Annotated in this window: 23 protein-coding genes and 1 pseudogene; 7 read left to right on the forward strand and 17 right to left on the reverse strand. The window is 71.5% G+C overall.

From position 1 onward, the window contains the following. Window positions 1-283 (forward strand): annotated as a pseudogene (locus ASE25_RS23375) (HNH endonuclease); the annotation flags it as partial. A gap of 45 nt (window positions 284-328) precedes the next feature. Here ASE25_RS23375 and ASE25_RS03950 read toward each other — a convergent pair. After that, a complete protein-coding gene (locus ASE25_RS03950; RefSeq protein ID WP_056822926.1) occupies window positions 329-1,204 on the reverse strand; it encodes a CPBP family intramembrane glutamic endopeptidase in 876 nt (291 codons plus the stop codon). A 217-nt stretch (window positions 1,205-1,421) separates the two neighbouring features. Here ASE25_RS03950 and ASE25_RS03955 point away from each other — a divergent pair, with 217 nt between their 5' ends. Both ASE25_RS03955 and ASE25_RS03960 read left to right on the forward strand, forming a co-directional pair. Continuing rightward, window positions 1,422-1,874 carry a GNAT family N-acetyltransferase gene (locus ASE25_RS03955; RefSeq protein WP_056822928.1) on the forward strand — a complete coding sequence of 151 codons (453 nt, stop codon included), beginning with the start codon at window positions 1,422-1,424 and terminating at the stop codon, window positions 1,872-1,874. A gap of 72 nt (window positions 1,875-1,946) precedes the next feature. Beyond that, complete coding sequence (locus ASE25_RS03960) at window positions 1,947-2,339, forward strand: hypothetical protein (protein ID WP_056779034.1); 393 nt, start codon at window positions 1,947-1,949, stop codon at window positions 2,337-2,339. 19 nt (window positions 2,340-2,358) lie between these two features. Here the strand turns inward: ASE25_RS03960 and ASE25_RS03965 are convergent, their stop codons facing one another. From ASE25_RS03965 to ASE25_RS03980, 4 genes are all read right to left on the reverse strand, one after another. Continuing rightward, a complete protein-coding gene (locus ASE25_RS03965) occupies window positions 2,359-2,682 on the reverse strand; it encodes a hypothetical protein (protein ID WP_157623305.1) in 324 nt (107 codons plus the stop codon). 153 nt (window positions 2,683-2,835) lie between these two features. Next, on the reverse strand, window positions 2,836-3,144 hold the full coding sequence (locus tag ASE25_RS03970; RefSeq protein ID WP_235508528.1) for a GNAT family N-acetyltransferase: 309 nt from the start codon (window positions 3,142-3,144) through the stop codon (window positions 2,836-2,838). Window positions 3,145-3,321: 177 nt separating this feature from the next. Beyond that, window positions 3,322-4,164, reverse strand: a complete 843-nt coding sequence (locus tag ASE25_RS03975) for a uracil-DNA glycosylase (RefSeq protein WP_056822933.1) — start codon at window positions 4,162-4,164, stop codon at window positions 3,322-3,324. Window positions 4,165-4,201: 37 nt separating this feature from the next. Next, complete coding sequence (locus tag ASE25_RS03980) at window positions 4,202-4,723, reverse strand: hypothetical protein (protein ID WP_056822936.1); 522 nt, start codon at window positions 4,721-4,723, stop codon at window positions 4,202-4,204. 147 nt (window positions 4,724-4,870) lie between these two features. On the opposite strand from ASE25_RS03980, the gene ASE25_RS03985 reads away from it, so the two are divergent. Continuing rightward, on the forward strand, window positions 4,871-5,359 hold the full coding sequence (locus ASE25_RS03985) for a sigma-70 family RNA polymerase sigma factor (protein WP_020141884.1): 489 nt from the start codon (window positions 4,871-4,873) through the stop codon (window positions 5,357-5,359). Continuing rightward, window positions 5,356-6,048 (forward strand): zf-HC2 domain-containing protein, encoded by a 693-nt coding sequence (locus tag ASE25_RS03990; RefSeq protein WP_056822938.1) that lies wholly within the window; start codon window positions 5,356-5,358, stop codon window positions 6,046-6,048. Before ASE25_RS03985 ends, ASE25_RS03990 begins: the two co-directional genes overlap by 4 nt. A gap of 220 nt (window positions 6,049-6,268) precedes the next feature. Here the strand turns inward: ASE25_RS03990 and ASE25_RS03995 are convergent, their stop codons facing one another. The 6 genes from ASE25_RS03995 to ASE25_RS04020 are packed head-to-tail and all read right to left on the reverse strand — an operon-like array spanning window position 6,269 to window position 14,327. After that, a complete protein-coding gene (locus tag ASE25_RS03995; RefSeq protein WP_056822939.1) occupies window positions 6,269-7,303 on the reverse strand; it encodes a glycoside hydrolase family 43 protein in 1,035 nt (344 codons plus the stop codon). Then, window positions 7,300-9,621: a family 43 glycosylhydrolase gene (locus ASE25_RS04000; RefSeq protein WP_082622671.1), complete on the reverse strand. Its 2,322-nt coding sequence runs from the start codon at window positions 9,619-9,621 to the stop codon at window positions 7,300-7,302. The genes ASE25_RS03995 and ASE25_RS04000 overlap by 4 nt, the downstream gene beginning before the upstream one ends. Before the next feature lie 9 nt (window positions 9,622-9,630). Then, complete coding sequence (locus ASE25_RS04005; protein ID WP_056822941.1) at window positions 9,631-10,458, reverse strand: carbohydrate ABC transporter permease; 828 nt, start codon at window positions 10,456-10,458, stop codon at window positions 9,631-9,633. Then, on the reverse strand, window positions 10,455-11,426 hold the full coding sequence (locus tag ASE25_RS04010; RefSeq protein WP_056779056.1) for a carbohydrate ABC transporter permease: 972 nt from the start codon (window positions 11,424-11,426) through the stop codon (window positions 10,455-10,457). The genes ASE25_RS04005 and ASE25_RS04010 overlap by 4 nt, the downstream gene beginning before the upstream one ends. A gap of 4 nt (window positions 11,427-11,430) precedes the next feature. Then, window positions 11,431-12,795 (reverse strand): ABC transporter substrate-binding protein, encoded by a 1,365-nt coding sequence (locus ASE25_RS04015; RefSeq protein ID WP_056779059.1) that lies wholly within the window; start codon window positions 12,793-12,795, stop codon window positions 11,431-11,433. Further along, window positions 12,792-14,327 (reverse strand): alpha-N-arabinofuranosidase, encoded by a 1,536-nt coding sequence (locus ASE25_RS04020; protein WP_056822944.1) that lies wholly within the window; start codon window positions 14,325-14,327, stop codon window positions 12,792-12,794. Before ASE25_RS04020 ends, ASE25_RS04015 begins: the two co-directional genes overlap by 4 nt. A gap of 245 nt (window positions 14,328-14,572) precedes the next feature. Between ASE25_RS04020 and ASE25_RS04025 the strand changes: the two genes are divergently transcribed. Beyond that, on the forward strand, window positions 14,573-15,589 hold the full coding sequence (locus ASE25_RS04025) for a LacI family DNA-binding transcriptional regulator (RefSeq protein WP_255358373.1): 1,017 nt from the start codon (window positions 14,573-14,575) through the stop codon (window positions 15,587-15,589). Window positions 15,590-15,599: 10 nt separating this feature from the next. Here the strand turns inward: ASE25_RS04025 and ASE25_RS04030 are convergent, their stop codons facing one another. The 4 genes from ASE25_RS04030 to ASE25_RS04040 form a co-directional block, all read right to left on the reverse strand. After that, the gene (locus ASE25_RS04030) at window positions 15,600-16,298 is read right to left on the reverse strand and encodes a hypothetical protein (protein WP_056822951.1); all 699 of its coding nucleotides are present in this window, start codon (window positions 16,296-16,298) and stop codon (window positions 15,600-15,602) included. Window positions 16,299-16,440: 142 nt separating this feature from the next. Then, the gene (locus tag ASE25_RS04035; protein WP_056823852.1) at window positions 16,441-17,037 is read right to left on the reverse strand and encodes a DinB family protein; all 597 of its coding nucleotides are present in this window, start codon (window positions 17,035-17,037) and stop codon (window positions 16,441-16,443) included. Window positions 17,038-17,086: 49 nt separating this feature from the next. Further along, window positions 17,087-17,254 carry a hypothetical protein gene (locus tag ASE25_RS23135; RefSeq protein ID WP_200958960.1) on the reverse strand — a complete coding sequence of 56 codons (168 nt, stop codon included), beginning with the start codon at window positions 17,252-17,254 and terminating at the stop codon, window positions 17,087-17,089. Between the two features lie 10 nt (window positions 17,255-17,264). After that, window positions 17,265-17,948, reverse strand: a complete 684-nt coding sequence (locus ASE25_RS04040) for an alpha/beta fold hydrolase (RefSeq protein ID WP_056822954.1) — start codon at window positions 17,946-17,948, stop codon at window positions 17,265-17,267. Window positions 17,949-18,001: 53 nt separating this feature from the next. Here ASE25_RS04040 and ASE25_RS04045 point away from each other — a divergent pair, with 53 nt between their 5' ends. Continuing rightward, on the forward strand, window positions 18,002-18,250 hold the full coding sequence (locus tag ASE25_RS04045; protein WP_020141871.1) for a DUF2630 family protein: 249 nt from the start codon (window positions 18,002-18,004) through the stop codon (window positions 18,248-18,250). A 16-nt stretch (window positions 18,251-18,266) separates the two neighbouring features. Here ASE25_RS04045 and ASE25_RS04050 read toward each other — a convergent pair whose 3' ends face one another. After that, entirely contained in the window at window positions 18,267-20,093 is a 1,827-nt protein-coding gene (locus ASE25_RS04050) for a glycoside hydrolase family 3 protein (protein ID WP_056822958.1), read from the reverse strand. A gap of 39 nt (window positions 20,094-20,132) precedes the next feature. Further along, window positions 20,133-21,758 (reverse strand): glucoamylase family protein, encoded by a 1,626-nt coding sequence (locus ASE25_RS04055; protein ID WP_056779077.1) that lies wholly within the window; start codon window positions 21,756-21,758, stop codon window positions 20,133-20,135. Window positions 21,759-21,774: the final 16 nt, after the last annotated feature.

Consider the following 21,774-nt stretch of genomic DNA (forward strand, 5'->3'; position numbering starts at 1 on the left):
CGGACACCACCGCGGCGAGTTCACCCTCACCGGCGACCCCACCCACCCGGACGGCCTCACCTTCCACACCGACACCGGCCTGCTCATCGGCCCACCCCRGAAACCACCCCCGCCACACCGGCTCACCCTGGCCCCCGACCCCCACCAACCGGACGGGTCAGACGGGTCGGACGGGTCAGACGAGCCGGACCGCCGCAGACCACCAGCCCGACTCGGTCGCCGCTATCCCGCGCCCTCCGGTGGCACGCTGCACCTGCACCTCGTCGACTTCACCCCGACCTGAGGGCGCGGCCGCCTGACGCGAACGGGGCTCAGGCCCACATCGGCATCAGGCCTGTGTGGCGCCGATCCCCTCAGCGGCCGTCACGTCGGTCCGCTCCACGACGCGTCCTCGGACGAACCACACGAGGATCAGGCCCGCGACGATGATGATGAAGCTGAACGACCCCGCGACGGTCAGCAGGGTGTTCTGGGTCCCGTTCGTGCCCACCTCGTCGATGCCACCCGTCGACAGCAGGACGAAGGGGTCGGTCAGCCCGTGGAGCACGATCGCCGGGATGATCGATCGCGTCACGCGCATCGTGAGGTACATGCAGACACCGAACCCGAACGTGTAGGCCATCGTGACGCCCACGGTCGAGACCGCTTGACCGCTCAGCAGGTTGACCGAGTGGAGCGCCGCGAAGACCAACGAGGAGACGAGCGCCACGACGCGCTCCGAGTGACCCGCATCGCGCAGCATCTTGACCGCGATGCCGCGCGTCAGCACCTCCTCGACGAGTCCGACGAGCAACCCCGTCACGATCGTGAGCACGATGACGGCGATGCCGTACTTCCCGTAGTCCGGGCCGATCACGCGCAGCACGATGGGGATCGTGACGAGGATCGGGCCCAGCCACATCCACCGCGACCCACCGATCGGCTGCGGGCCGAAGATCTCGCGCGTCCAGCCCATCGCCCACAGGAAGACGCCGAGGACGACAGCGCCGACGATGAGCGCGAAGGTGACGTCGACGAAGACGCTGCCGACGGTCGTCAGCAGCTCCTCCTCACTCTGTCGGGCGAAGACCCTCGACGCGAGCAGGCCCGCGCCGAGGTAGATCGCAAGGTAGACGACGACGAGGGGGAAGAGCCTCCAGAAGCCGCCCCGGTCGAAGAACGAGCGCAAACGGCCCCTGAGTGCTGTGGCTGAGACGTCGGACATGTGGACCTCAACTCCCCTGTCGTGCGATGAGGCTGACACGTCGGCGGGTCAGCGAGTCACCACGATCATCACCCATCGCTCTGCTCGATGCCATGCGGGTTCGTCACGCCGCGGCGCCTGCGTGCGCCATACTCCCCACGCGACAGGGGACGAACCGACGCGGTGGGTCGACGGTAACCTTCACCGCTACGGAGCACGGCAGAACGTTCTCCGCGAGATGACCGCGGCAGACGTACCGGCGGTCGTCGCGGTCCAGGAGCCGGGCGCGGTCCTCGGGCTGGCCGACGTCTTCTCGCAGGACGAGCACCCGTTCCCACGGGAGGCGATCGCCGAACGCTGGCTGCGTGAGATCGACCTCCCGGGGACCGACTGCTTCGTGGTCGGGCGCGACGACGCGGTCGCCGGTTTCGCCGCCACCCGTGGTGACGAGTTCCTGCACTTCGGCATCGCCGTCGAGCACTGGGGCACGGGCCTGGCCACGCTCGCGCACGACGACGTCCTCGACCACCTGCGTGGCGGCAGGGTCACGCAGGCCCGGCTCCGCGTCTTCACCGGCAACGGCCGAGGACGCCGCTTCTACGAGAAGCACGGCTGGCGGCCGACCGGCGAGCGCAGCAGGAGCTCGTTCGCGCCCTGCCCCGAGCTCCTCGGCTACTCGCGTCACCTCTGAGAGCGCCCGACCGCCCAGGTCGAGTACGCATACGGACGCGGTCCACGACAGTGAGCCGCGAGGATGGCGCCCATGGGCGCGGCAGAGTCGGCGGAGGGCCGGTGGGGACTCAGCCTGCCGTGGTGGTCACTGGCCATCGGCGTCCTGACGACGGCGTTCCTGGTCGGTCTGGCCTTCGCGCTGCTCGTCATGCACGCCCTGACCTTCGGCTTCACCTCCGTCGCGGGGCTCGGTTCGGTCGACGAGCCGGACGTCGACCGCTACGAGCTGGCGCTGGCGGTCGGCATCGGCACCAACGTCTTCGGCGCGCTGGGCCTGTCGCGACTGGCCCTCCGGACGCGGGCCGCCGCGTGGCCCCGGGTGCTGACGGCTCTGCTGATCGCCGTGGTCACCGGTGCGCTGGCCACAGCCGGGATGCTCGCAGTCCTGGGGATCGACCCCCTGCTGCTCGTCGACGGCCTCTGACGTCGAAGCACCGACAGCGTCAAACCTGGGGGTCGACGTCCGCGGGGTCGTGAGCCGTCCTGCCCTCGTCACGGCCTGCGGCGCGCCGGTCACGACGGCCGCGGACGACGGCGATGACGAGGCAGGCCACCATGCCGAGGAGGAAGAGAGGCAGGGCCGCCAGGTAGCCGAGGAAGAGGACGGCGTCCGAGGGAGCCGGGGCGCAGCCGAAGCCGAGACCCGTGCACTGCCCCGAGGCGTTGTAGTCCGGGAGCGTCAGGTGCAGCACGAGCACGAGGACGGCCGGGACGATCCAGAGCAGGCCGAGGGCGACGATGTACGGGCGAACGCTGCGTGGCTCCACACCCCCACCCTCGCCCATGACCGCCGGCCGCGCATCGTCGCCCCTCCTCAGCGCCGCCGACTTCCGCCTCGCGTCGACGACGCCGAGCGTCCGCATCCGCTCCTACGGTGACGGCATGGCCACTCACTGGACCTCGGCTGCGTCGCCTGACGGTCACAGCTCCTTGCGGAAGTGCACGTCGGCCGCGTCCGCCGTGGGTACGCCCTCCCAGCGGAAGATCTCGCGATAGCCCTGCTTCTCGTAGAAGCCGGGAGCCTGGAACGTGAACGACGTGACGAAGACGTGGCTGCAGCCACGCGACCGCGCCTCGGACTCGAAGTCGGCGAGCAGTCGCTCCCCGAGCCCGGTCCCGCGCACGTCCTCACGCACCCAGGTCATGCCGATGCCAGCCGCGACACCCCAGGTCCAGCCGCTGACGCCGGCCGCCAGCTCCCCCGACGCGTGTTCGAGCTCCGCACCCACGACCCGGTCGCGGGCACGTGGCCCTCGATGGTCGAGGGCAGCGACACCGGGTGTTGCCGCCGATGACGGAGTAGTCGCCGGTGCGGGGCCGACGCCGCACCGGTGCTGCCGGACCAGCCGATGATGCGTCCCTGATGTCCCCCGACGGGCACGTCGAGCACGACGACGGCGCGCCAGTCAGAGGCGCGCGATGACCTCGTCGAGCATCGTCTCGGTGAGCTTGCCCGTGAAGGTGTTCTGCTGGCTCACGTGGTAGCTGCCGACGAGTCGCACCCGCCGCCCGGTGTCGGTGGCCAGCACGGCCTCGGCACCGTGGCCGAACCTCGGCTTGGGTCTCGGCACGTCCCACCCCCGGCGGCGGGCCGCCCCGAGCGCCGCGTCCCAGGCGATGGACCCGAGGGCGAGCATCGAGCGCAGCCGCGGCTCGGAGAGCTCGAGGTCCCGGTCGAGCCACGCCGCGCACGTCGCCTTCTCCTCGGTCGTGGGCTTGTTGGCGGGCGGGGCGCACCGGACGGCGGCGACGATGCGCAGGCCCGTCAGCACGAGCCCGTCGCCCGAGGCCACCGACGTGGGCTGGCTCGCGTACCCACCTCGGTGGAGGGCGGCATACAACCAGTCGCCGGAGCGGTCGCCGGTGAACATCCGACCGGTCCGGTTGGTGCCGTTGGCCGCCGGGGCCAGGCCGACGACGAGCACCTCCGCGTCCGGGTCCCCGAAGGAGGGCCCGGGGCGCCCCCAGTACGGCTGGTCGGCGAACGCCGCGCGACGTCCCGCCGTCGCCACCGACTCCCGCCACGCGACGAGCCGCGGGCACGCGCGGCACACGCTGATGCGGGCATCGAGCTCGCGTATGCCGTCCGCACCCGTGGCTAGTCGGCGCACCTGCGCAGGGGTGGCCGCGACCGGTGTCTCGGACGTGGCCGGGTCACCCGGCCAGCCCGAGCCCGCCGGCACCGGCGACAGGAAGAGGCCGCCGGTGACGGGGTGCTGGGCCGGGTTCGGCAGGTCGGCGGGGCACATGGCCCCACGCTAGGCCGACCCGGCCCGCCCGTAGGTTCTAGGACTTGGTCTTGATCGGTGTCCCGGCGGCGTCGAGCACCCACCACACGTCCTTGACCGCCTGCCCCGTCACGTCACCGGGCTTCGTGTCCTTGGCCCAGTAGTAGAGCGGCCATCCACCCAGGGTGAGCTGCTTCTTGCCGTCCGGCGTGTCGATCGCAGCGACCGTGCCGGTGACCCCGGACGCCGTGGGCGCGGCCGCACCCATGAGGGCCGGTGGCCAGGCCGCCAGGCACTGACCCGTGCAGGCGCTCGTCGCGCCACCCTTCGTGTCCTTGTCGAACATGTAGAGCGTCATGCCCTTGCCGTCCGTCACGATCGTCCCGAGGGACGAGGTCGCCGTCTTGAGCTCGGCGACCTCGGCGCCGCCACCTCCGGCCGGAGTTCCGGCGGACGTGGAGGCCGACGGTGACGGGGCTGCCGGGCTGGCAGGTTCGGGAGTCGACGACCCACAGGCCGTCGTGAGCACCAGGACCGCGGCGGCGAGCGCCGTCGTGCTGATGGATCGGGTTCGCATCATGATGACCTCCTCGATCTCGACGCCCGGGTGGCGTCCATGTCGGATACGTCTCCCGGCGTGAGACGGTTCAGGGGTTGACAGAGTGAACCTGACGCGCCGCGCAGGCGTCTCTGGACGGTGGAGCACCAGTGAGGAGGTGGCTGCGGGATGCCGCTGGACGACGAGGCGGTCGCTGAGATCTACCGCGAGCACGGGCCGATGCTGCGACGCGTCGTCTGGCGCGCGACGAGCGACGCCAACCGGGTCGAGGACATCGTCCAGGAGGTCATCCTGCGCGTGTGGAAGCAGGCGCCCGAGGCCGACAACCTGCGCGCCTACCTCATCACGACCGCCCGCCACCTCATCGTCGACCAGCACCGTGCCGCCGGCCGGCGCCCCCAGCAGGCGCAGCTCGTCGACGTGGCCGAGGCGGACTCCGCCCTCGACCGCGCCCTCGACCAGGTGCTCGTCGAGGAAGCCCTCGGCCGCCTCCAGACCAACCACCGAGAGATCGTGCGCTACCTCTACTTCGAACGCCTGACCGTCGCCGAGACCTCCACCCGCGTGGGGGTGCCCGAGGGCACCGTGAAGTCGCGGGCCTACTACGCCGTGCGCAACCTGCGCGTCATCCTCGACGAGATGGGAGTGACGAGATGACCACCGGATCGGACGACCTGCACGTGCTGCTCGGCGCGTACGTGCTCGGTGGCCTGTCCGACGACGACCACCGTGCCTTCAGCGAGCACCTGCGCTCGTGCCGGCAGTGCCAGACCGAGCTCGGCCAGGTCTCCGGGATGCCGCGTCTGCTCGACCTCGCCGGCCCCGAGGGCGGGCCGCACCTCAGCGACACCCCCGTCGCCGTACCCGCTCCCCTCCTGACCGACCACGACGACGAGCATCTCGTCACCCTGCTCGGTGAGGTCGGCCGACGCCGCCGCCGACGTCGGGCGTGGATGTCCGTCGTGGCCGCCGCGGCCGCGGTCGTGCTCTTCGCCGCCGGCGCCTGGCTCGGTCCACAGCTGCTGACACCCACCACGCCGACACTGCCGACGACGCACGTCGCTGCGGCCGCCGTCGCGGGCAGCCAGGTCCGGATCGACATCGCCCTCGTGACGCGCGGCTGGGGGACCCAGCTCGACGTCAACTGCGAGGACATGCCGACCAACGGTGAGCTCGCCCTCTGGGTCATCGACCGGAGCGGCAAGGCGACGACCGCCGCGTCGTGGCGGGCGACCCCCGCCGGCTACTCCCGCGTCACGGGCGCGACGGCCTTGCGACCCAACGAGATCCAGGCACTCGAGGTGCGCACCGGCACCGGCAAGGTGCTCGCCGAGGCCCGCACGTGAGCCGGCCGACCTGACGGCCCGGGCACGCCCGAAGAGCACGCCTGAGGGCCCGGCTCGCGACTGATCAGGTCTGCGATCCCGGGCCCTGATGGCGGTTAACGTACCTCAACGGGCCAGCCGCCCAAGCGATTCGGGGTGTGGTGCGGGGCAGCCCCCCTGCCCCGCACCGTTTCCCCTGACACTCAGAGCCTCTTCAGAGGTGGTTGATACACCGCAGACCTCACAAGCCGGACGGCAGCCGCGTCGCCGGCGGCGTGACCGAGACCTTCTTCCCGGCGACGGTGACCTCACTGAGCCACATCGTCCGGCCGGGCACCTCCGAGCCGATCGAGTCGGGCGCCCACGCGTGGTAGACCATGAGCACGCGCCCGTCCTTCTCGAGGAGCGCGCAGTGGCCCGGGCCCGCCGCGACGTCGCTGCTCGTCAGCACCGGATCGGGGTCCTTCGTGAAGGGCCCGGTCGGGGACGCCGCCGTGGCGTGCCCGACGGCGTACCGGTCGCTGCCGTAGTCGTTGGCGGAGTAGAAGAGGTGGAAGACGCCGTCCCGCTCCCACACGAAGGGCGCCTCGACGAGCTGGCCCTCCCATGGGAGGTCCTGTCGGATCAGGCGTCTCGGCTCGCCCTCGAGTCGCAGTCCGTCGGCCGACAGTCGCTGGACGGAGATCCACGTGTCCCTGCCGACGGCGTTGCCGTCGTTCTTCCAGTAGAGGTATGCCGTGCCGTCCGACGCGACGAAGGGTGACGCGTCGATGGAGCCGCCCTGGTCCTGCTCGCAGACGAGGGGCTTGCCGCTCGTGTCGCGGTACGGGCCCTTGGGGTCGTCGGCGACGGCGAGACCGATGCACTGGATGGCGGGGTCCGGCGCCATCGTCGTGTAGTACATGACCCACCGGTCGCCGAAGCGGTGCGCCTCGGGCGCCCAGACCTTGCCGGGTGTCGTCCACGACGCGAGCTCGGGCAGGGCGTCACTGCCCTGGGTCCACGTGGCGAGGTCGTCGCTGACGAGCGTCTGGACGTTCATCCCGTTGCCGTTGGTGGCGATGGCCACCCAGCCGTCGCCGTCCGGGAGGATCTGCGGGTCGGGGAAGTTGCTCGGCCAGACCGGATTGGTCGCGGCCGGTGCTGCCTGCGTGGCGGGGGTGGTCACGGTGCCTCCGGGATTGGTGGACAGGCTGGTCGGGGCCCCGCCCCCGCACCCGACGAGGAGCACGGCTGCGAGGGCGACGGTGGTGGTGCGGATGAGGGTGCGCCTCATCCGGCGCCCGGGTCGGCCGGCCAGCTCGACGCGTAGAACCGCAGGTGGTCGACCTCGGCGGTGACCGCCGGGCTCGCCCCGCCGTGCGCGACGAGCCCGATGCGCGGGTGGGTGTCGGTGCGGAACGTCCACGTCGCTCCCCACGTCCAGTGCACGCCGTCGCGGCTCGTGCCGGCCCGGTAGAGGTGCTCGCCGGCGGCGTTGCGGTGGTGGGCGAGCCGCAGCCACAGCGTCGTCGCCGACGTGCCGATGACGGCACCGCCGTAGCTCGTCGGCCCGTCGGGAGCGGCCGGGTCGGCGGCGGTCTCCCGCCCGAACTCGGTCTGCCGGGTGTTCCAGATCGCGACGTTGGAGAGGCGCGCGAAGTCGTCGTCGTCCTCGTAGGCGACGAGACCGACCTGCTGGTAGTTGCGCACGGTGCCGACGCCGAGGTCGAGCGTCGTCCTCGCCTCGGCGATCCAGTCGCCGTCGCCCGGGGTGTCGTGGAGCAGGACGCTCGCGGTGTTGCCGCCGCCGACGAGGTCGGCGCCCTCGACCGGCCAGCGCAGGCTGCCGCCGGAGACGGTGACGGCCGGGTTGCGCCGCACCCACGTGAAGCCGGCGAGGCTCGGGTCGTCGAACTCCTCGGACTCGAGCAGGGCCCCGGCCACGGGCACGGGCGCGAGGCCGGTTGCGTCCGTGGCTGCCGGGTTGACCACGACGTTGTCGACGACCGCGTTGCTGCTGCTGAGGCGTACGGGGGCGGCGGCGGGCCTGGTGTCGCCGGACACCTGCACCCGGGCCACGACGTCGGCGAGGTCGCTCTCGGTCACCTCGGCGGTGAGCCCGTCGGCCGTCGCCTCGACGGTGAGCGTGCGCCACGCCCCGGTCGGGAGCGGGGACAGCGCCGTCGTCGACGAGCGCACGGTGCCGTCCCGCTCGACCTGGGCCGTGAGCCGGGCGCCCTTGGGGTCGAGCGTGACCTTGACGGCGGGGTCGCGACCGAGCAGGACCCGGAGCGGCTCGGTGCCGCGGTGGTCGAGGCGCACGTGGATCGGGCCGGTCGGGGCCGAGGCGGTCGTCGAGGCGGTGCCGTGGACGAGGGCCGTCCGCCCGGCCACGGGATCCGTCGGCCCCGCGCCCAGACCCCTGAAGCCGCTCGCGGACGGGTCGGTCGGTGTGACCCCGAGCCCGGAGGCCAGCGACGGCGCCGGCTGGGGCGTGTCCGAGGGTCCGGCGCCCGCACGGGTGCGCGGCCAGCCGTCGACCCAGTCGAGGCGGTCGAGGAGCATCGGTCGACGGTTGATGCCGAAGGTCGTCGTCAGCCAAGGGTTCGTCCGGTCGATGGCGTGGTAGGCGATGAAGTCGCGCCCCTCGGCATCCGTGACGACGGCGTGGTGGCCGGCGCCGACGAAGCGGTTGCCGTTCTGCGTCAGGACCGTCGTGCCGCCGACGCGCGACGTGAGGAGCGAGGTGCCCTCGGCGTCGACGAACGGCCCGAGCGGCGACCGCGAGCGACCGGCGAAGACGGAGTAGCCCGTCGTCGGACCCGCGCAGCAGTTCGCGGCCGAGCCCATGAGGTAGTAGAAGTCGCCGTGGCGCACCACGTAGGAACCCTCGTAGCGGTTGTCGACGGCGACCTGTGTGGCCGGGCCGACCGGGGTCAGGCCGTCGGCCGACATCCTCGTCACCCACAGGCCGCCGAAGTAGCTGCCGTAGTAGAGGTAGCGCTGGCCGTCGACGTCCGTGAAGCCCGCCGGGTCGAACGTCCAGAGGAACCCGCCACCCGACGCCGGCCGGGGTGGGACGGCCGGCGCGGGGGCGGGAGTCCAGGGACCTGCCGGGGTGGGCGCCGTCGCCGCACCGATCGCGGAGTCGTCACCGGGGTTGAGGGTCGTGTCCGTCACGGTGAAGTAGAGGACGTACCGTCCTGCGACATAGCGGATGTCGGGCGCCCACAGGCCCGACGTCGCGGTCGCCCACGAGGGACGGTTGCCCGCGTCGAAGACCGTGCCGAGATACTCCCAGCTCGACCAGTCTCGGGTGCGCGCCACGTGGATCGCGCCCGGTGCGTCACCCGCGCGCAGCGGGTCCGACGTCGCATACGCGTACCACCAGCCGTCGCGTCCGCGGATGACGGACGGGTCGGCGAAGGTGTCCGAGAACGCGTCCGAGACGGCGTTGTCGTAGGTCGATGGGGCGGCAGCGGACGGCATCCGACCGGCCGACGCGGAGGCCGCCGGGACCGCGGCGCTCACACCGACGGCCGTGACGAGTGCTGCGAGACAGGCGGTTCCGCGCCGCAGGGCACGGTGGCGCAGGGAGGTCAGGGGACGCATACGGACTCCTCAGCCCTTGACGCCGCTGCTGGCGACGCCCTCGATGACGTAGCGCTGCACGAAGACGTAGAGCGCGAGGACGGGGATCGCGGCGAGCATGGCGCCCGCCATGACCACGGGGTAGTCGATCGTGTACGCGCCCTGGAGGCGACTCAGGCCGGCGGGCAGGGTGAGCCGCTCCGGCGAGAAGAGGACGTAGATCGGCCAGATGAAGTCGTTCCAGTTGGCGAGGTAGCTGAGCACGCCGAGCGTGACGAGCGCCGGCCGCGCGTTGGGCAGCACGATCGACCACCACGTGCGGAAGGGCCCAGCGCCGTCGAGCCGGGCGCTCTCCTCGAGCTCCTTGGGCAGGCCCATGAAGAACTGCCGCATGAAGAAGACGCCGAACGCACCCGCCGCTCCGGGCACGACGAGCGCCCAGATCTGGTCGAGCCAGCCGAGCTTGTCGAGGAGCAGGAAGTTCGGCATGAGGAAGATGAACCCCGGCACGAAGAGGGTGAGGATGATGGCGCCGAAGATCGCCTTCTTGAAGCGGAACTCCATGCGAGCCAAGGCGTAGCCGGCGAGGGAGCAGACGACGAGGACGAGCGCGGCGTGCATCGTCGCGGCTGCCATCGAGTTGAGGAACCACCGCAGCACCGGGCTGGCAGCGTCCTGGAAGAAGAGGACGTCGAAGGCGCGCAGGCTCCACTCGGACGGGAAGTACGTCGGCGGCACGGTGCGCGACTCGCTCTGCGACTTGAACGCCGTGAGCAGCACGAGCAGCAGCGGCCCGATGAAGATGACGCTGAGCACGCCCATGCCGAGCCAGAAGAGTGGTCCGTTGCGGCGCTTCACGACTTCTTCTCCCTCAGGGCCCAGACGTTGACGAGGGAGACGAGGGCGAGGAAGACCGCGAGGACGTAGCTCATCGCCGAGGCCTGGCCCATCCGGTACTGCGAGAGGCCGAGGTCGGTGATCTCCATGATCGCCGTGCGGGTCGAGTCGCCCGGTCCGCCCTTGGTGATGAGGTAGCTCTGGCCGAACATGTTGGCGCTGGCGAGCACCGTGGTGACGACGACGAAGACGAGCACGGGCCGCAAGCCGGGGATCGTGATGTAGCGCAGCTTCTGCCACGCCGTCGCCCCGTCGATCTCGGCCGCCTCGTAGTGCTCGGCCGGGATGTCGGCGAGGCCTGCGAGGTAGATGACGGCGTTGAAGCCGATGGTCCACCAGACGGTGACGGCCGCGAGCGAGATCCACGCCCACGGCTGCTCGGTCGTCCACGCCGTGTCGCCCGGCAGGCCGAGCGCGGAGAGCACACCGTTGACCATGCCGAACGACGGGTCGAGCAGGTAGCGCCACATGAGGCCGACGACAGCGACCCCGAGCACGAACGGTGCGAAGAAGACGGCCCGGAAGAACGTGCGTCCGGGGAACCGACGGTTGAGCAGGATCGCGAGCAGCAGCGGCAGCACCACGAGGAACGGCACGCTGATGACGACGAAGATGCCGGTCGCCTTCATGCCGTTCCAGAACGGCTCGAACTGCGGCGACCCGCTGTCGAAGAGGTCGGCGTAGTTCTGGCCCCCCACGAACGGCTTGTTGGGCAGCAGGAAGTCCCAGTCGTGCAAGGAGATCCAGATGCCGAGGAGGCCCGGGACGGCGACGAAGGTGATGAAGAGGAGCAGGAAGGGCGACAGGAAGAGGTAGGGAGTCCACCGGGACCCGTGGATGCCGGATGTCGCTCCCCGGGAGCGACGCCCACCCGGCGCAGGCGTCGCTCCCGAAGGCGGTCTCGTGGGCTGTGTCGTGGTCACAGCCATGGCGTCAGCCGCCGTACTTCTTGGCGTTGGCCTCGAGGATCTTCGTCGCGCGGCCGGCTGCGTCGGACAGGACCGTCTTCGGGTCCTGCCCGCCGAGCACCGCGGCGTTGACGGCCTTGTCGAACTCCGGCATGGCGTCGCCGATGCCGGCGACGGCCGGCGTGAAGTGCAGGTCGTCGATCTGGCTGGCGAGCGTCGCCTGCTCGGTCAGGGCCTTGAACTCGGCCGACTCGCGGACGGAGTTGCGGGCCGGCACCTGGCCGCCCTTGGCCCACTCGAGGCTCTTCGTGCTGATCCAGTTGAGGAAGACACGGGCCGCGACCTGCTTGTTCGGGTCGGGCGTGCGCATCGTCGGAAGGACGAACTGGTGGGAGCCGGCCCAGGCGGCCTTGGTGCCACCGATGTCGGGCAGCGGCGCCACGCCCCACTGCAGGCCGGACTTCTCCTTGAGGGTGTTGATCGTCCAGATGCCGTTCCAGTTGAAGGCGGTCTTGCCGTTCTGGAGCGCGACGATGTCGGCGTCCTGGGCGATCTTCCCGGCCGAGTATCCCTTCGTGACGAGGTCCTGGAACCACGTCAGCGCCTTGACGCCGGCGTCGTCGGCCCAGAGCACCTGCTTGCCGTCGTCGGAGAAGAGCGAGCCGCCGAACTGGTAGATGAGCGACTGGATCGACAGGCCGCCGGTGAAGGGGAACGGGCTGGCCCAGTGGCCCTCGATGCCCTTGCCCTTCATCGTCTCGAGGGCCGCCATGTAGTCGTCGGCCGTCATCGGCGGCTTCTCGGGGTCGAGGCCGCCCTGCTCCATGACGCTCTTGTTGTAGAAGAAGCCGAGCGGGTGCACGTCCAGCGGGATCGAGTAGCGCTTGCCGTTGTAGACGCCGGCCTTCCACGGCACGGGCGCGAAGTCGCTCTCGTCGAGCTTGAGGGCGGTGGCGACGTCGTCGAGCGGCTGGACGACGTTGCGTGCGGCGTTCGTCGCGACCGAGTCGACGTGCATGATGCCGATGTCGGGGCCCTTGCCGGCCGCGACGGCGGCCGGGAGCTTGGCGTAGTAGTCGGCCCACTGCATCGTGTTCATGCTGACGGCGATGTTGGCGTGCTCCGTGTTGAACTGGTCGACGAGGCGCTTCATGTACGGGCCGTCGCCACCGGTGAAGCCGTTCCAGAACTGGAGGGCCACCTTCGGGCCGCTGTAGCCGGTCGCTCCCCCGCCGGCCGACACGGCAGGAGCCTGGCCGGGGACGCCGCTCGAGCCGGAGCCGCATGCGGCGAGGCCGGCCACGCCGGCGATCCCGAGTGCTCCCGACAGGATCGAGCGCCGCGAGAGCGGGGTGAGGGGTGACTGGGGGCGGGGCGTGGTGTTCGTCATTGAACGGTCCCTTCGGAGAGTCGGATGCAGTGCCAGGAGATGGGCGGCAGGGTTGCCGTGAGGGTGGTGCCGTCGGTGCCGTCGACCGCCGCGTCCCCCGGGCGCGGGGTCACCCGGTCGGGGTGGTCCTCGGTGTTCGTCGCCGAGGGGTCGTCGTCGTGCACCTGGAGGTGCTCGACGAGGGCGTATGCCGTGGGGTGGCCCCCCACGGCGGCCGCGACGTCGAGCGTCAGCTCGGCCGTCTCGGTGCGGCTGCGGTTGACGACGAAGACGGTGAGGTCTCCGGTGTCGGGGTCGTGGGTCGCGGTGACGACGAGCGCGTCGACGGGACCGAAGGCCTGGGTCGGGGTCGCGTCGCAGCGGACGGCGGGGCGCAGCACGGTGCCCCGGGCATACCTCGCCGTGAGCGCGAAGGGGTGGAAGATCGTCTGCTTCCACGCGGCGCCGCCGGGGCGGGTGGCGATGGGAGCGATGACGTTGACGAGCTGCGCCTGGCACGCCATCGAGACGCGATCGGTGTGCTGCAGGAGGGTGATGAGCAGGCTGCCGACGACGACGGCGTCGGTGACGTCGTAGACGTCCTCGATGAGCTCGGGTGCCTCGCGGATCTCGAGGGAGCTCTCGCCGTGGAAGCGCTCCTGGAACCACACGTTCCACTCGTCGAAGGAGACCATGATCCGCTTGTCGGAGCCCTTGACGGCGGCGACGTGGTCAGCCGTCGCCACGACCGACTCGATGAAGCGGTGCATGTCCTCGCCGCTCGCGAGGAAGGAGTCGACGTCGCCGTCGACGGGCTCGTAGTAGGCGTGCGCCGAGACGTGGTCGACGAGGTCGAAGCAGCGCTCGAGGACGACGCGCTCCCACGTGCCGAAGGTCGGCATGCCGCGGTTGGACGAACCGCAGGCGACGAGCTCGAGGCCGGGGTCGACGCGGCGCATGGCGCGCGCGGTCTCCTCGGCGACCCGGGCGTACTCCTCGGCGGTCTTGTGGCCCATCTGCCACGGGCCGTCCATCTCGTTGCCGAGGCACCAGACGCGCACGTCGTGCGGCTCGGGGTGGCCGTTCTTCGCCCGCTGGTCGGGCCACGAGGTGCCGGTCTCGGCGTTGCAGTAGAGGAGCAGGTCGATGGCCTCCTGCACACCACGCGTGCCGAGGTTGACGGCCATCATCGGCTCGACGCCGACGCCGCGGGCCCAGTCGACGAAGTCGTCGGTGCCGACCTGGTTCGTCTCGACGGAGCGCCAGGCGAGGTCGAGCTGCGTGGGACGGTCGGCCTTGGGCCCGACGCCGTCCTCCCACCGGTAGTTCGAGACGAAGTTGCCGCCGGGGTAGCGCACGACGGTGACTCCGAGCTCGCGGACGAGCTGCGCGACGTCGGTGCGGAAGCCCAGCTCGTCGGCATCGGGGTGGTCGGGCTCGTAGATGCCGGTGTAGACGCACCGGCCCATGTGCTCGACGAAGGACCCGAAGGTCCTCGGCCGCACGGGCCCCACCGTGAAGGCGGGGTCCAGCCGCACCGTCGCTCGTCCCATGCGCTCCTCCTTGACCGTCGGCGTCGGGTCGCACCGTGATGTACAACGGTTACCCATTTGCATCTGGGCTGAAAATTACAACGGTTACCGAAAAGTGTCCAGAGGTGTCCCGAGGTCATCACGCAGCGGGTCCCCGGGCGCTAGCCTGTTCCTCGACGGGGGCACACGGGTGCACTCAGGGGCAGTCAGGAGCCGGACAGGGCTCCGCACGGACGGAGGCACGGTTGGCGGCGCGGCTGCGGGACGTGGCGGAGCGTGCGGGAGTGTCGGTCAAGACCGCCTCCAACGTGCTCAACCACCACCCCCACGTGAAGGCCAGCACGCGCGAGCGCGTCGAGGCCGCCATGGCCGAGCTGCACTACCGCCCCAACCTGTCGGCGCGCAGCCTCAAGCACGGCCGCGCCGGGTTCCTCGCCCTCGCCGTGCCGGCGATGGACTCGCCCTACTTCGCCGAGCTCGCGGCGCGCATCACCGAGGAGGCGGCCGCCCTCGGCTTCATCGTCCTGCTCGACGTGACGGGAGGCGACGCCGACGCCGAGCGCGTCGTCCTCGAAGGTATGCGCTCGCACGTCATCGACGGCGTCATCTTCTCGCCGCTCGCCCTCTCCCCCGACGAGATCAGCCGGCGCGCTGACATCCTGCCCATGGTGCTGCTCGGCGAACGGCCCGTCCCCACGGGCTTCGACCACATCGCGGTCGACTCCGTCGCTGCCGCGAGAGCTGCCACGGAACACCTTGTGGCGCAAGGACGCCGGCGCATCGCAGCCGTCGGGCGCGAGACGATGAGGGGCACCGCCTCCGCTCGTCTGCGCGGCTACCGCCAGGCGCTCAAGGGCGCCGGCCTCCCCTACGACCCCGACCTCGTCATCGGCGTGCCCCACTTCGAGCGCGCCGACGGCCACGCCGCGATGCAACGGCTGCTCGCGCTGCCCGAGCCTCCCGACGCCGTCTTCTGCTTCAACGACCTCATGGCCATCGGCGCCCTGCGCGCCTGCGTCGAGGCCGGCGTGGACGTGCCGGGCGAGGTCGCCATCGTCGGGTTCGACGACATCGCCGAGACCCGCTACTCCAACCCGACGGTCACGACGATCTCGCCCGACCTCACCGGCCTGGCGCGAGCCGCGCTCGAGCTGCTGTCACGCCGCATCGACGGCGAGCGCGGTGACGCCGAGGAGGTCGAGGTGGCGTGGACGCTCGAGGCGCGCGAGACGACGCTCGGGGTCCCGGCCCGTCGGCACCGCCCGGCGGCGACCCAGGGCTGAGCCGGAGCGCTCAGTCGGCCGAGCTCGACGTCGCCGCAGCCGGGTCGGCCAGGGCGGCCGCGGGGGCGGCCGACGGAGGCTGGACCGGGAGCGTGACGCGGTAGGTCCGGGTGACGCTCGTGCCGACGCAGGGGGTGGAGGCCCTGGCGTCCGTGCCCGCCTTGCCCGTGGCGCCCGCGGCGCCCGCGGTGCTCGCGGTGCTCGTGCCGCTCGTCGTCGTGTAGCTCGCCGTGACGTCGGCCGTGACCACCTTCGCGGCAGAGAAGGCCGGCACGAGGAAGCGCACGGCGGTGTAGTCGTGGACGGATGCCGCGAGACGGTCCTGACGGTAGAAGGAGGAGTAGCCGCCGGTGTTGACCGGGTAGCCGACGTCGGCACCGTCCGCCGTCACCGTCACGGCCACCGAGCAGACGGGGGCGTCCGTCGTCCACGGGATCCGCACCCACGACTGCTGTCCGGCCACGACGGCGCCGAGCGCCCGGGTGACGGGCCGCAGGCCCGTGGAGACGCTGGCGTCCACGAGGTCGCTCTCCGCCGCTAGAGGCGTGACCGGCGCGGCCGGTGCGCTGCTCACGGCCGCCGCTGCGCGTGGCGCCGGCGTGGGCGCCGGTTCCATCGACTGGGCCCCGAGGACGACGGCGCCGGCTCCCACCGCGACCAGGACGGCACGACCGAGCAGCGTGCGGCGCGCCTGGGCGGGGGCAGACATGGGCGGTCCTCCGGGGACGGTCGGTCACGTGACGGCGCCGGGACCGGCGCCGCTGCCCCAGTGTGTCGAGGTCGCCGCAAGGGCAGCCGCGATAAGCAGCAGGAATCCCGCAAGGTCGGCGCAAGAGCAGCCCGGACCGGCGTCAGTCCCTAGGAGCTGAGGCGCCGGATCCCGCTGCGCGAGCGGCCTGCTCGACGCGCTCGCGGTGGGCCGCCCATTCGGCCGCGTCGTCGCTCGTCGACACCGGGTCGTCGCCGACGACGCCGTCGACCTGCTCCCGGAGGATGTCGGCGTGGCCGACGTGACGGTTGGTCTCGGTGAGGACGTGCACCATGAGGTTGAAGAGCATGACGTCCGGCCGGGGCCACCACGGCACGTGGCCGGGCGCGTCGATCGGCAGCGCCTCGATCGTCGCGTCGGCGTGGGCGCAGGCGCGGCGGTAGCGCTCGACGACCTCGGCCCGCGACTCGTCCACCCTGACCCACAGCTGGTCCCGGCTCACGAAGCCCGGGTCGTCGAACTGCGGCAGCGGCTCGGGGAAGGGCCGGCCCACGATGCCGCCGAGGTAGCGCGCCTCGGACAGCGTGAGGTGCTTGACGAGGCCGAGCAGGTTGGTGCCGGTCGTCGTCAGGGGTCGGCGTGCGTCGTACTCCGAGACCCCGTCCAGCTTCTGCAGCAGGGACGCCCGGACCCATCGCAGGTTGTCGTGGAGGTACGCCTTGGCGAAGTCGTCGATCACGGGCCCAGCCTCGCACGCGGGCACCTCGCTCACCCGTCGTGCGGCGCGGTCACACGGATCGGAAGAACCGCAGGTAGAAGGCCCCGAACACGAGGACGATGCCCACGTTGACCATGAGCCGCGCCCACACGTGGTCCCGGAAGAAGAGGACGTCGACGGCCACGACGACGGCCACCATCACGAGCGCGTAGAGCACGCCGAGCACGGGCCGTCCCATACCCCCAGTCCTACTCCCGATGTCCGCCGGAAGCCATGAGGTATGCCGTCAGCTCGGCCGGGTGCGAGAGCGCGGCCAGGTGCCCGCCGGGCACGACGTCGATGTCGAGTCCCAGCCGGTCGCGCGCCACGCGACGCTGGAGGTCGACCGGGAAGAAGCGGTCGTCGGCGCCGGCGACGACGCAGATCGGCACGTCGGGCCAGGCGTCGATGGCGCACGGCGTCTCGAAGGCACGCTCGACCTCGGGACGCTGGTGCTCCTCGCCACTCGCCGCGACCGCCGGGTCGACGTCGTGGAGGAAGTACGTGTCGAGGTCGAACTCCTCGCTCCACCCACCGGCGCGGGCCGCCGCGACCCGGGCCTCCTCGCACCGCACGGCGTCCCACCACGCCCCGGCGGTCTCGCCCGGCAGCGGGACCATGGCGTTGAGCAGGACGATGCCGGCGACGGGCCGCCGCGCGGCCACCATCGGCACGGTGAAGCCGCCCATCGACTGCCCGACGACCACGACGTCGTCACGACCCTCGACCGCCGAGGTCACGAGGGCGGCATACTCCGGCAGCCCGGCGTCCGGGTCGTCGGCGGGCAGCTCGACGGCGACGGCCTCGTGGCCGGCGTCCTCGAGGAGCGGCACGACCCGGTGCCAGTACCAGGCGGCGCCACCGGCGCCGGGGACGAGCGCGAATGTGGTCACTGTCCACATGCTAGCCCTCGACGGCGCCCGTGGGGCCGTGCGATCGTGGCCCCATGGCTGACGACCCCTCGATCCAGGACCGCATCGGCTCACTCATCGACGAGGAGCACCGGCTGCGCTCCGCCCTGCAGGCCGGCGACATCACCGTCGACGAGGAGCACGCCCGACTGCGCAGCGTCGAGGTCGAGCTCGACCAGTGCTGGGACCTGCTGCGCCAGCGACGGGCGCGGCGCGAGTTCGGCCAGGACCCCGACGGCGCCGAGGTGCGCTCCGAACGCACCGTCGAGGGCTACACCGGCTGACCGCCCCGAACACGCCTCAGATCGTGAGGCCGTGGCCGAAGGGGAAGAGCGCGTCGTCGTAGCCCGGCACGTCCTCGCCGTGCGCCCGCACCTGGTCCATCGACCGCGGGAGGTCGAAGGGCAGCCGCCCCTCGGGCGCGATGGTGCCGGTGACGGCGTCGAGCAGGGCGTCGTCGCTGCTGCCGTAGCTGCCGACGACGGCCGACGCGAAGCGCAGCAGCGGGGTGACGACGGCCGGCCGGTCGAGCACGACGTCGACGACGAGCGGGCAGACCGCGGCGATCCGCTCGAGCCGGGCGACGAGGCCGGGCGGGAAGTCGAGCGAGCCCTGGTGGAACCACGACTCGAGGAAGAGGTCCGACCGCGGGTCGAACGGGGCGTTGAGCCGCACGACGGCGACGTCGGCGTCCTCGGGCCGGTCGACGAGCTTGCCGTGCCGGACGACCGCCTCGGGTGAGACGCGCTCGGCGTAGATGCGCAGGCCCTGCTCGAGCGGGAGCCGATCGTCCACGTTGTGCAGCACGGTCACCGAGCGGGCCTGGGCGGCATACCCCTCCTCGCGGAAGTCTCCCCGACCCACGGTCGTGGCGGCAGCGTCCTCGTCGACGTAGGGGTCGTCGAACAGCCCGAGCCGGAACTTGACCGCGAGGATGCGGCGCGCCGACTCGTCGACCCGGGCCTCGGTGACCCGACCCTGGGCGACGAGGTCGAGGAGGATGTCGACGCACTCCTCGCCGCCGAACTGGTCGGCACCGGCCTCGAGGATCAGCTCCATGCGGCCGTGCGGGTCGAGGTGCTCGACGCCCCACGCGCGCGCCGGGAGCACCTGGTCACCGACGTGGTTGTCGTTGACGAGCTCCCAGTCCGTGACGACGACGCCGTCGTAGCCGAGCTTCTCGCGGAGCAGGCCGGTGACGACCTGCCTGTTGTAGCCGAAGCCGATCGGCTCGATCTCGACGCCGTCGACGACGAGGTCGACCGGCATCCCGTAGTACGGCATGATCCCCGCGGTGCCGGCCTCGATGATCGGCGGGAACGGCTTGAGGTGGTCGGCGAATCGCCCACCGGGATAGACCTGCTCGCGGCCGTAGGGGAAGTGCGCGTCCTCGCCGTCCTTCTGCGGACCGCCGCCGGGGAAGTGCTTGCTCGTGCACGCGACACTGCCCGCACCGAGCGAATCTCCTTGGAAACCCTTGAGATACGCCACTCCGAGCTCGGTCACGAGGTCGGGGTCCTGGCCGAAGGTGCCGGCCTGGCGCGCCCAGCGCGGCTCGGTCGCGAGGTCGAGCGTCGGGTGCAGGGCGGCCCGGATGCCGACGGCGGCATACTCCTGGCGGGCGATGTCGGCGAAGCGCCGCACCGCGTCCGCGTCGCGCAGCGCCGCGAGCCCCAGCGGCTCGGGCCACTGCGAGAACGCGCCCGCGGAGAAGGAGACCCCGACGTTCTCGATGAACGCGTGCCGCGGGTCGGTCGACACCGTCACGGGTATGCCGTGTGGCGTGCGCTCGGCGAGCGCCTGCAGCGCGTTGCTCCACCGGGCCGCCATCCGCGGGTCGGCGAGCGCGTGGACGTTGAAGTGGTTGAGGTGCTTGTCGAGCACGACCGTGCTCGTCGGCGACTTGCTGATGGTGCCCGGGTGCTCGAGCACCGTGCCGTCCGAACCGGCCTCGATGACGGTCTGGAACATCAGACCGACCTTCTCCTCGAGGGAGAGCCGGCCGAGCAGGTCCTCGACCCGCTCCTCGACGGTCAGGCGTGGGTCCTCGTAGGGATCCATCCGGCCGTTGCCGTTGAGGTCGCGGTAGGCGACGCCGTCCTCGGAGGTGGAGAGCTCGGGGCGCACGGGTGTGCCTTTCGTCGGTGCGGGAAGTTCATACGCGGGTCAGGCGATCGGGCTCGCGCCGAACTCCTCGACACCGATGACCGGGCGCAGGGCGCGCTCGACGGCCGTGGTGCTGAAGGCGCGACGGAGGACGTCGTTGCCGAGCACGTTGCCCGCGGCGCCCATGACCATGGCCTGGTCGAGCGAGAGGTAGCGGCGGGCGACGGTCCCCGACCGGACGGCCACGGCGTCGAAGAAGCCACCGCGGTCGTAGGAGTGGAAGTCGGCCTTGAGGTTGGCGAGGTTGGTGAACGCCTCGTCCGGCTCGTGCATCATCGCGAGGAACGCCGCGTGCGGCGTGACGACGCCGTCGCCGTAGGTCGGGCTCGGGTTCGTCGCCGCCCGGCAGTCACCGAAGCCGGGGTCGTAGTTCGTGCTCTCCTGGTCGGACATGTAGCCCGTCGGGTTGAGCCCGAGCGCGTCGACGCCGTACTCCCGGTAGCCGCCCTTGGGGTTGCTCGACGGGCTGAAGCCCCAGTAGCCGTAGCCGGCGTCGATGAGCCCGTGCTCCCGCTGCGCCCGGACGTGGAGCGGGTGGTTGCGACCCCACGATCGGGGCGCCCAGGCGGCCTCGTCGACGAAGACGTCGGGCATGAGCTCCTCGAACATCGAGCCGCCCCAGCCGGGCACGATGTGCATGCCGCGGTAGGTGTACGCACCCTCGTAGACGTCGAGGCCGTAGTAGGTGCGGTTCTCGCCGACCGGCTGCATCTCGTGCCACGACCAGTCGCACGTCGCGGGGAAGGTGCGCCACATCGCGAAGTACTGCTTGGCCGGCACTTGGCCGGTGATGATGCCGAGGTAGCTCGTGATGCGGGTCTCCGACACCGTCGTGTCGTAGTGGTGCGTCGTGAGCCAGACGGGGTCGCCGCCGATGTGGGTGCCCTGGTAGGTGCCCCCGGGGCGACCGTCCTCGTAGGGGTAGAAGCCGCCGTGGATGAGGCCACCCGGACGCACCTGGTGCGCGGGGTCGCTGTTGTCGTTGTAGAAGGAGTCCCAGCGCATCCGGCCGAAGATCCTCTTGGCCCACGGAGCGGCCGCGGCGTCGGAGCCGGCGACGACGAGCAGCGCGGCGCCGAGCCAGCCGTTGTCGACGCTCGAGCAGAAGGGGACGACCTTGTCGCCCGAGTCCGGCCACGTGTGCAGCGCCTTGGCGGTCGCCTCGTCGTACCAGTTGTAGTACATGCCGCTCGGCGTGTGGTGCTCCATCCGCTCCACCGTCTTGAGCGTGCGGATGAGGCGGGCCGACGCCTCGCCACGGGTGATGATGCCGAGCTCGCGGGCGACGACGGTCGACCAGAGGTAGCCACCGATGTTGGTCGGCGACGTGTAGCCCGAACGGTCGCCGGCGGCGAGCGACGCGGGGATGTTGTCGGCCGGCAGACCGGTCCTCGGGTCGGTCATCGCGACGAGGCTGCGCCACGTGTCGGCCGCCCACGTGCGCACCGTGGCGCTCTCGAGGGAGCGGACGGCATTCGGGCCCGTCGACCGCAGGAAGGCGGGCGCCTGGCGCGCGCCGGTCGTCGACGCGGACGCCGACGGTGCGAGCGCGAAGGCGGCGACGGAGGCCGCGCCCCCGACGAGCATCGAGCGGCGGCTGGGGGTGTAGAGCTTCTTCTCGGACATGGTGCAGTGCTCCTGT

This window comes from Terrabacter sp. Root85 (genome assembly GCF_001429185.1).
GTDB lineage: Bacteria > Actinomycetota > Actinomycetes > Actinomycetales > Dermatophilaceae > Terrabacter.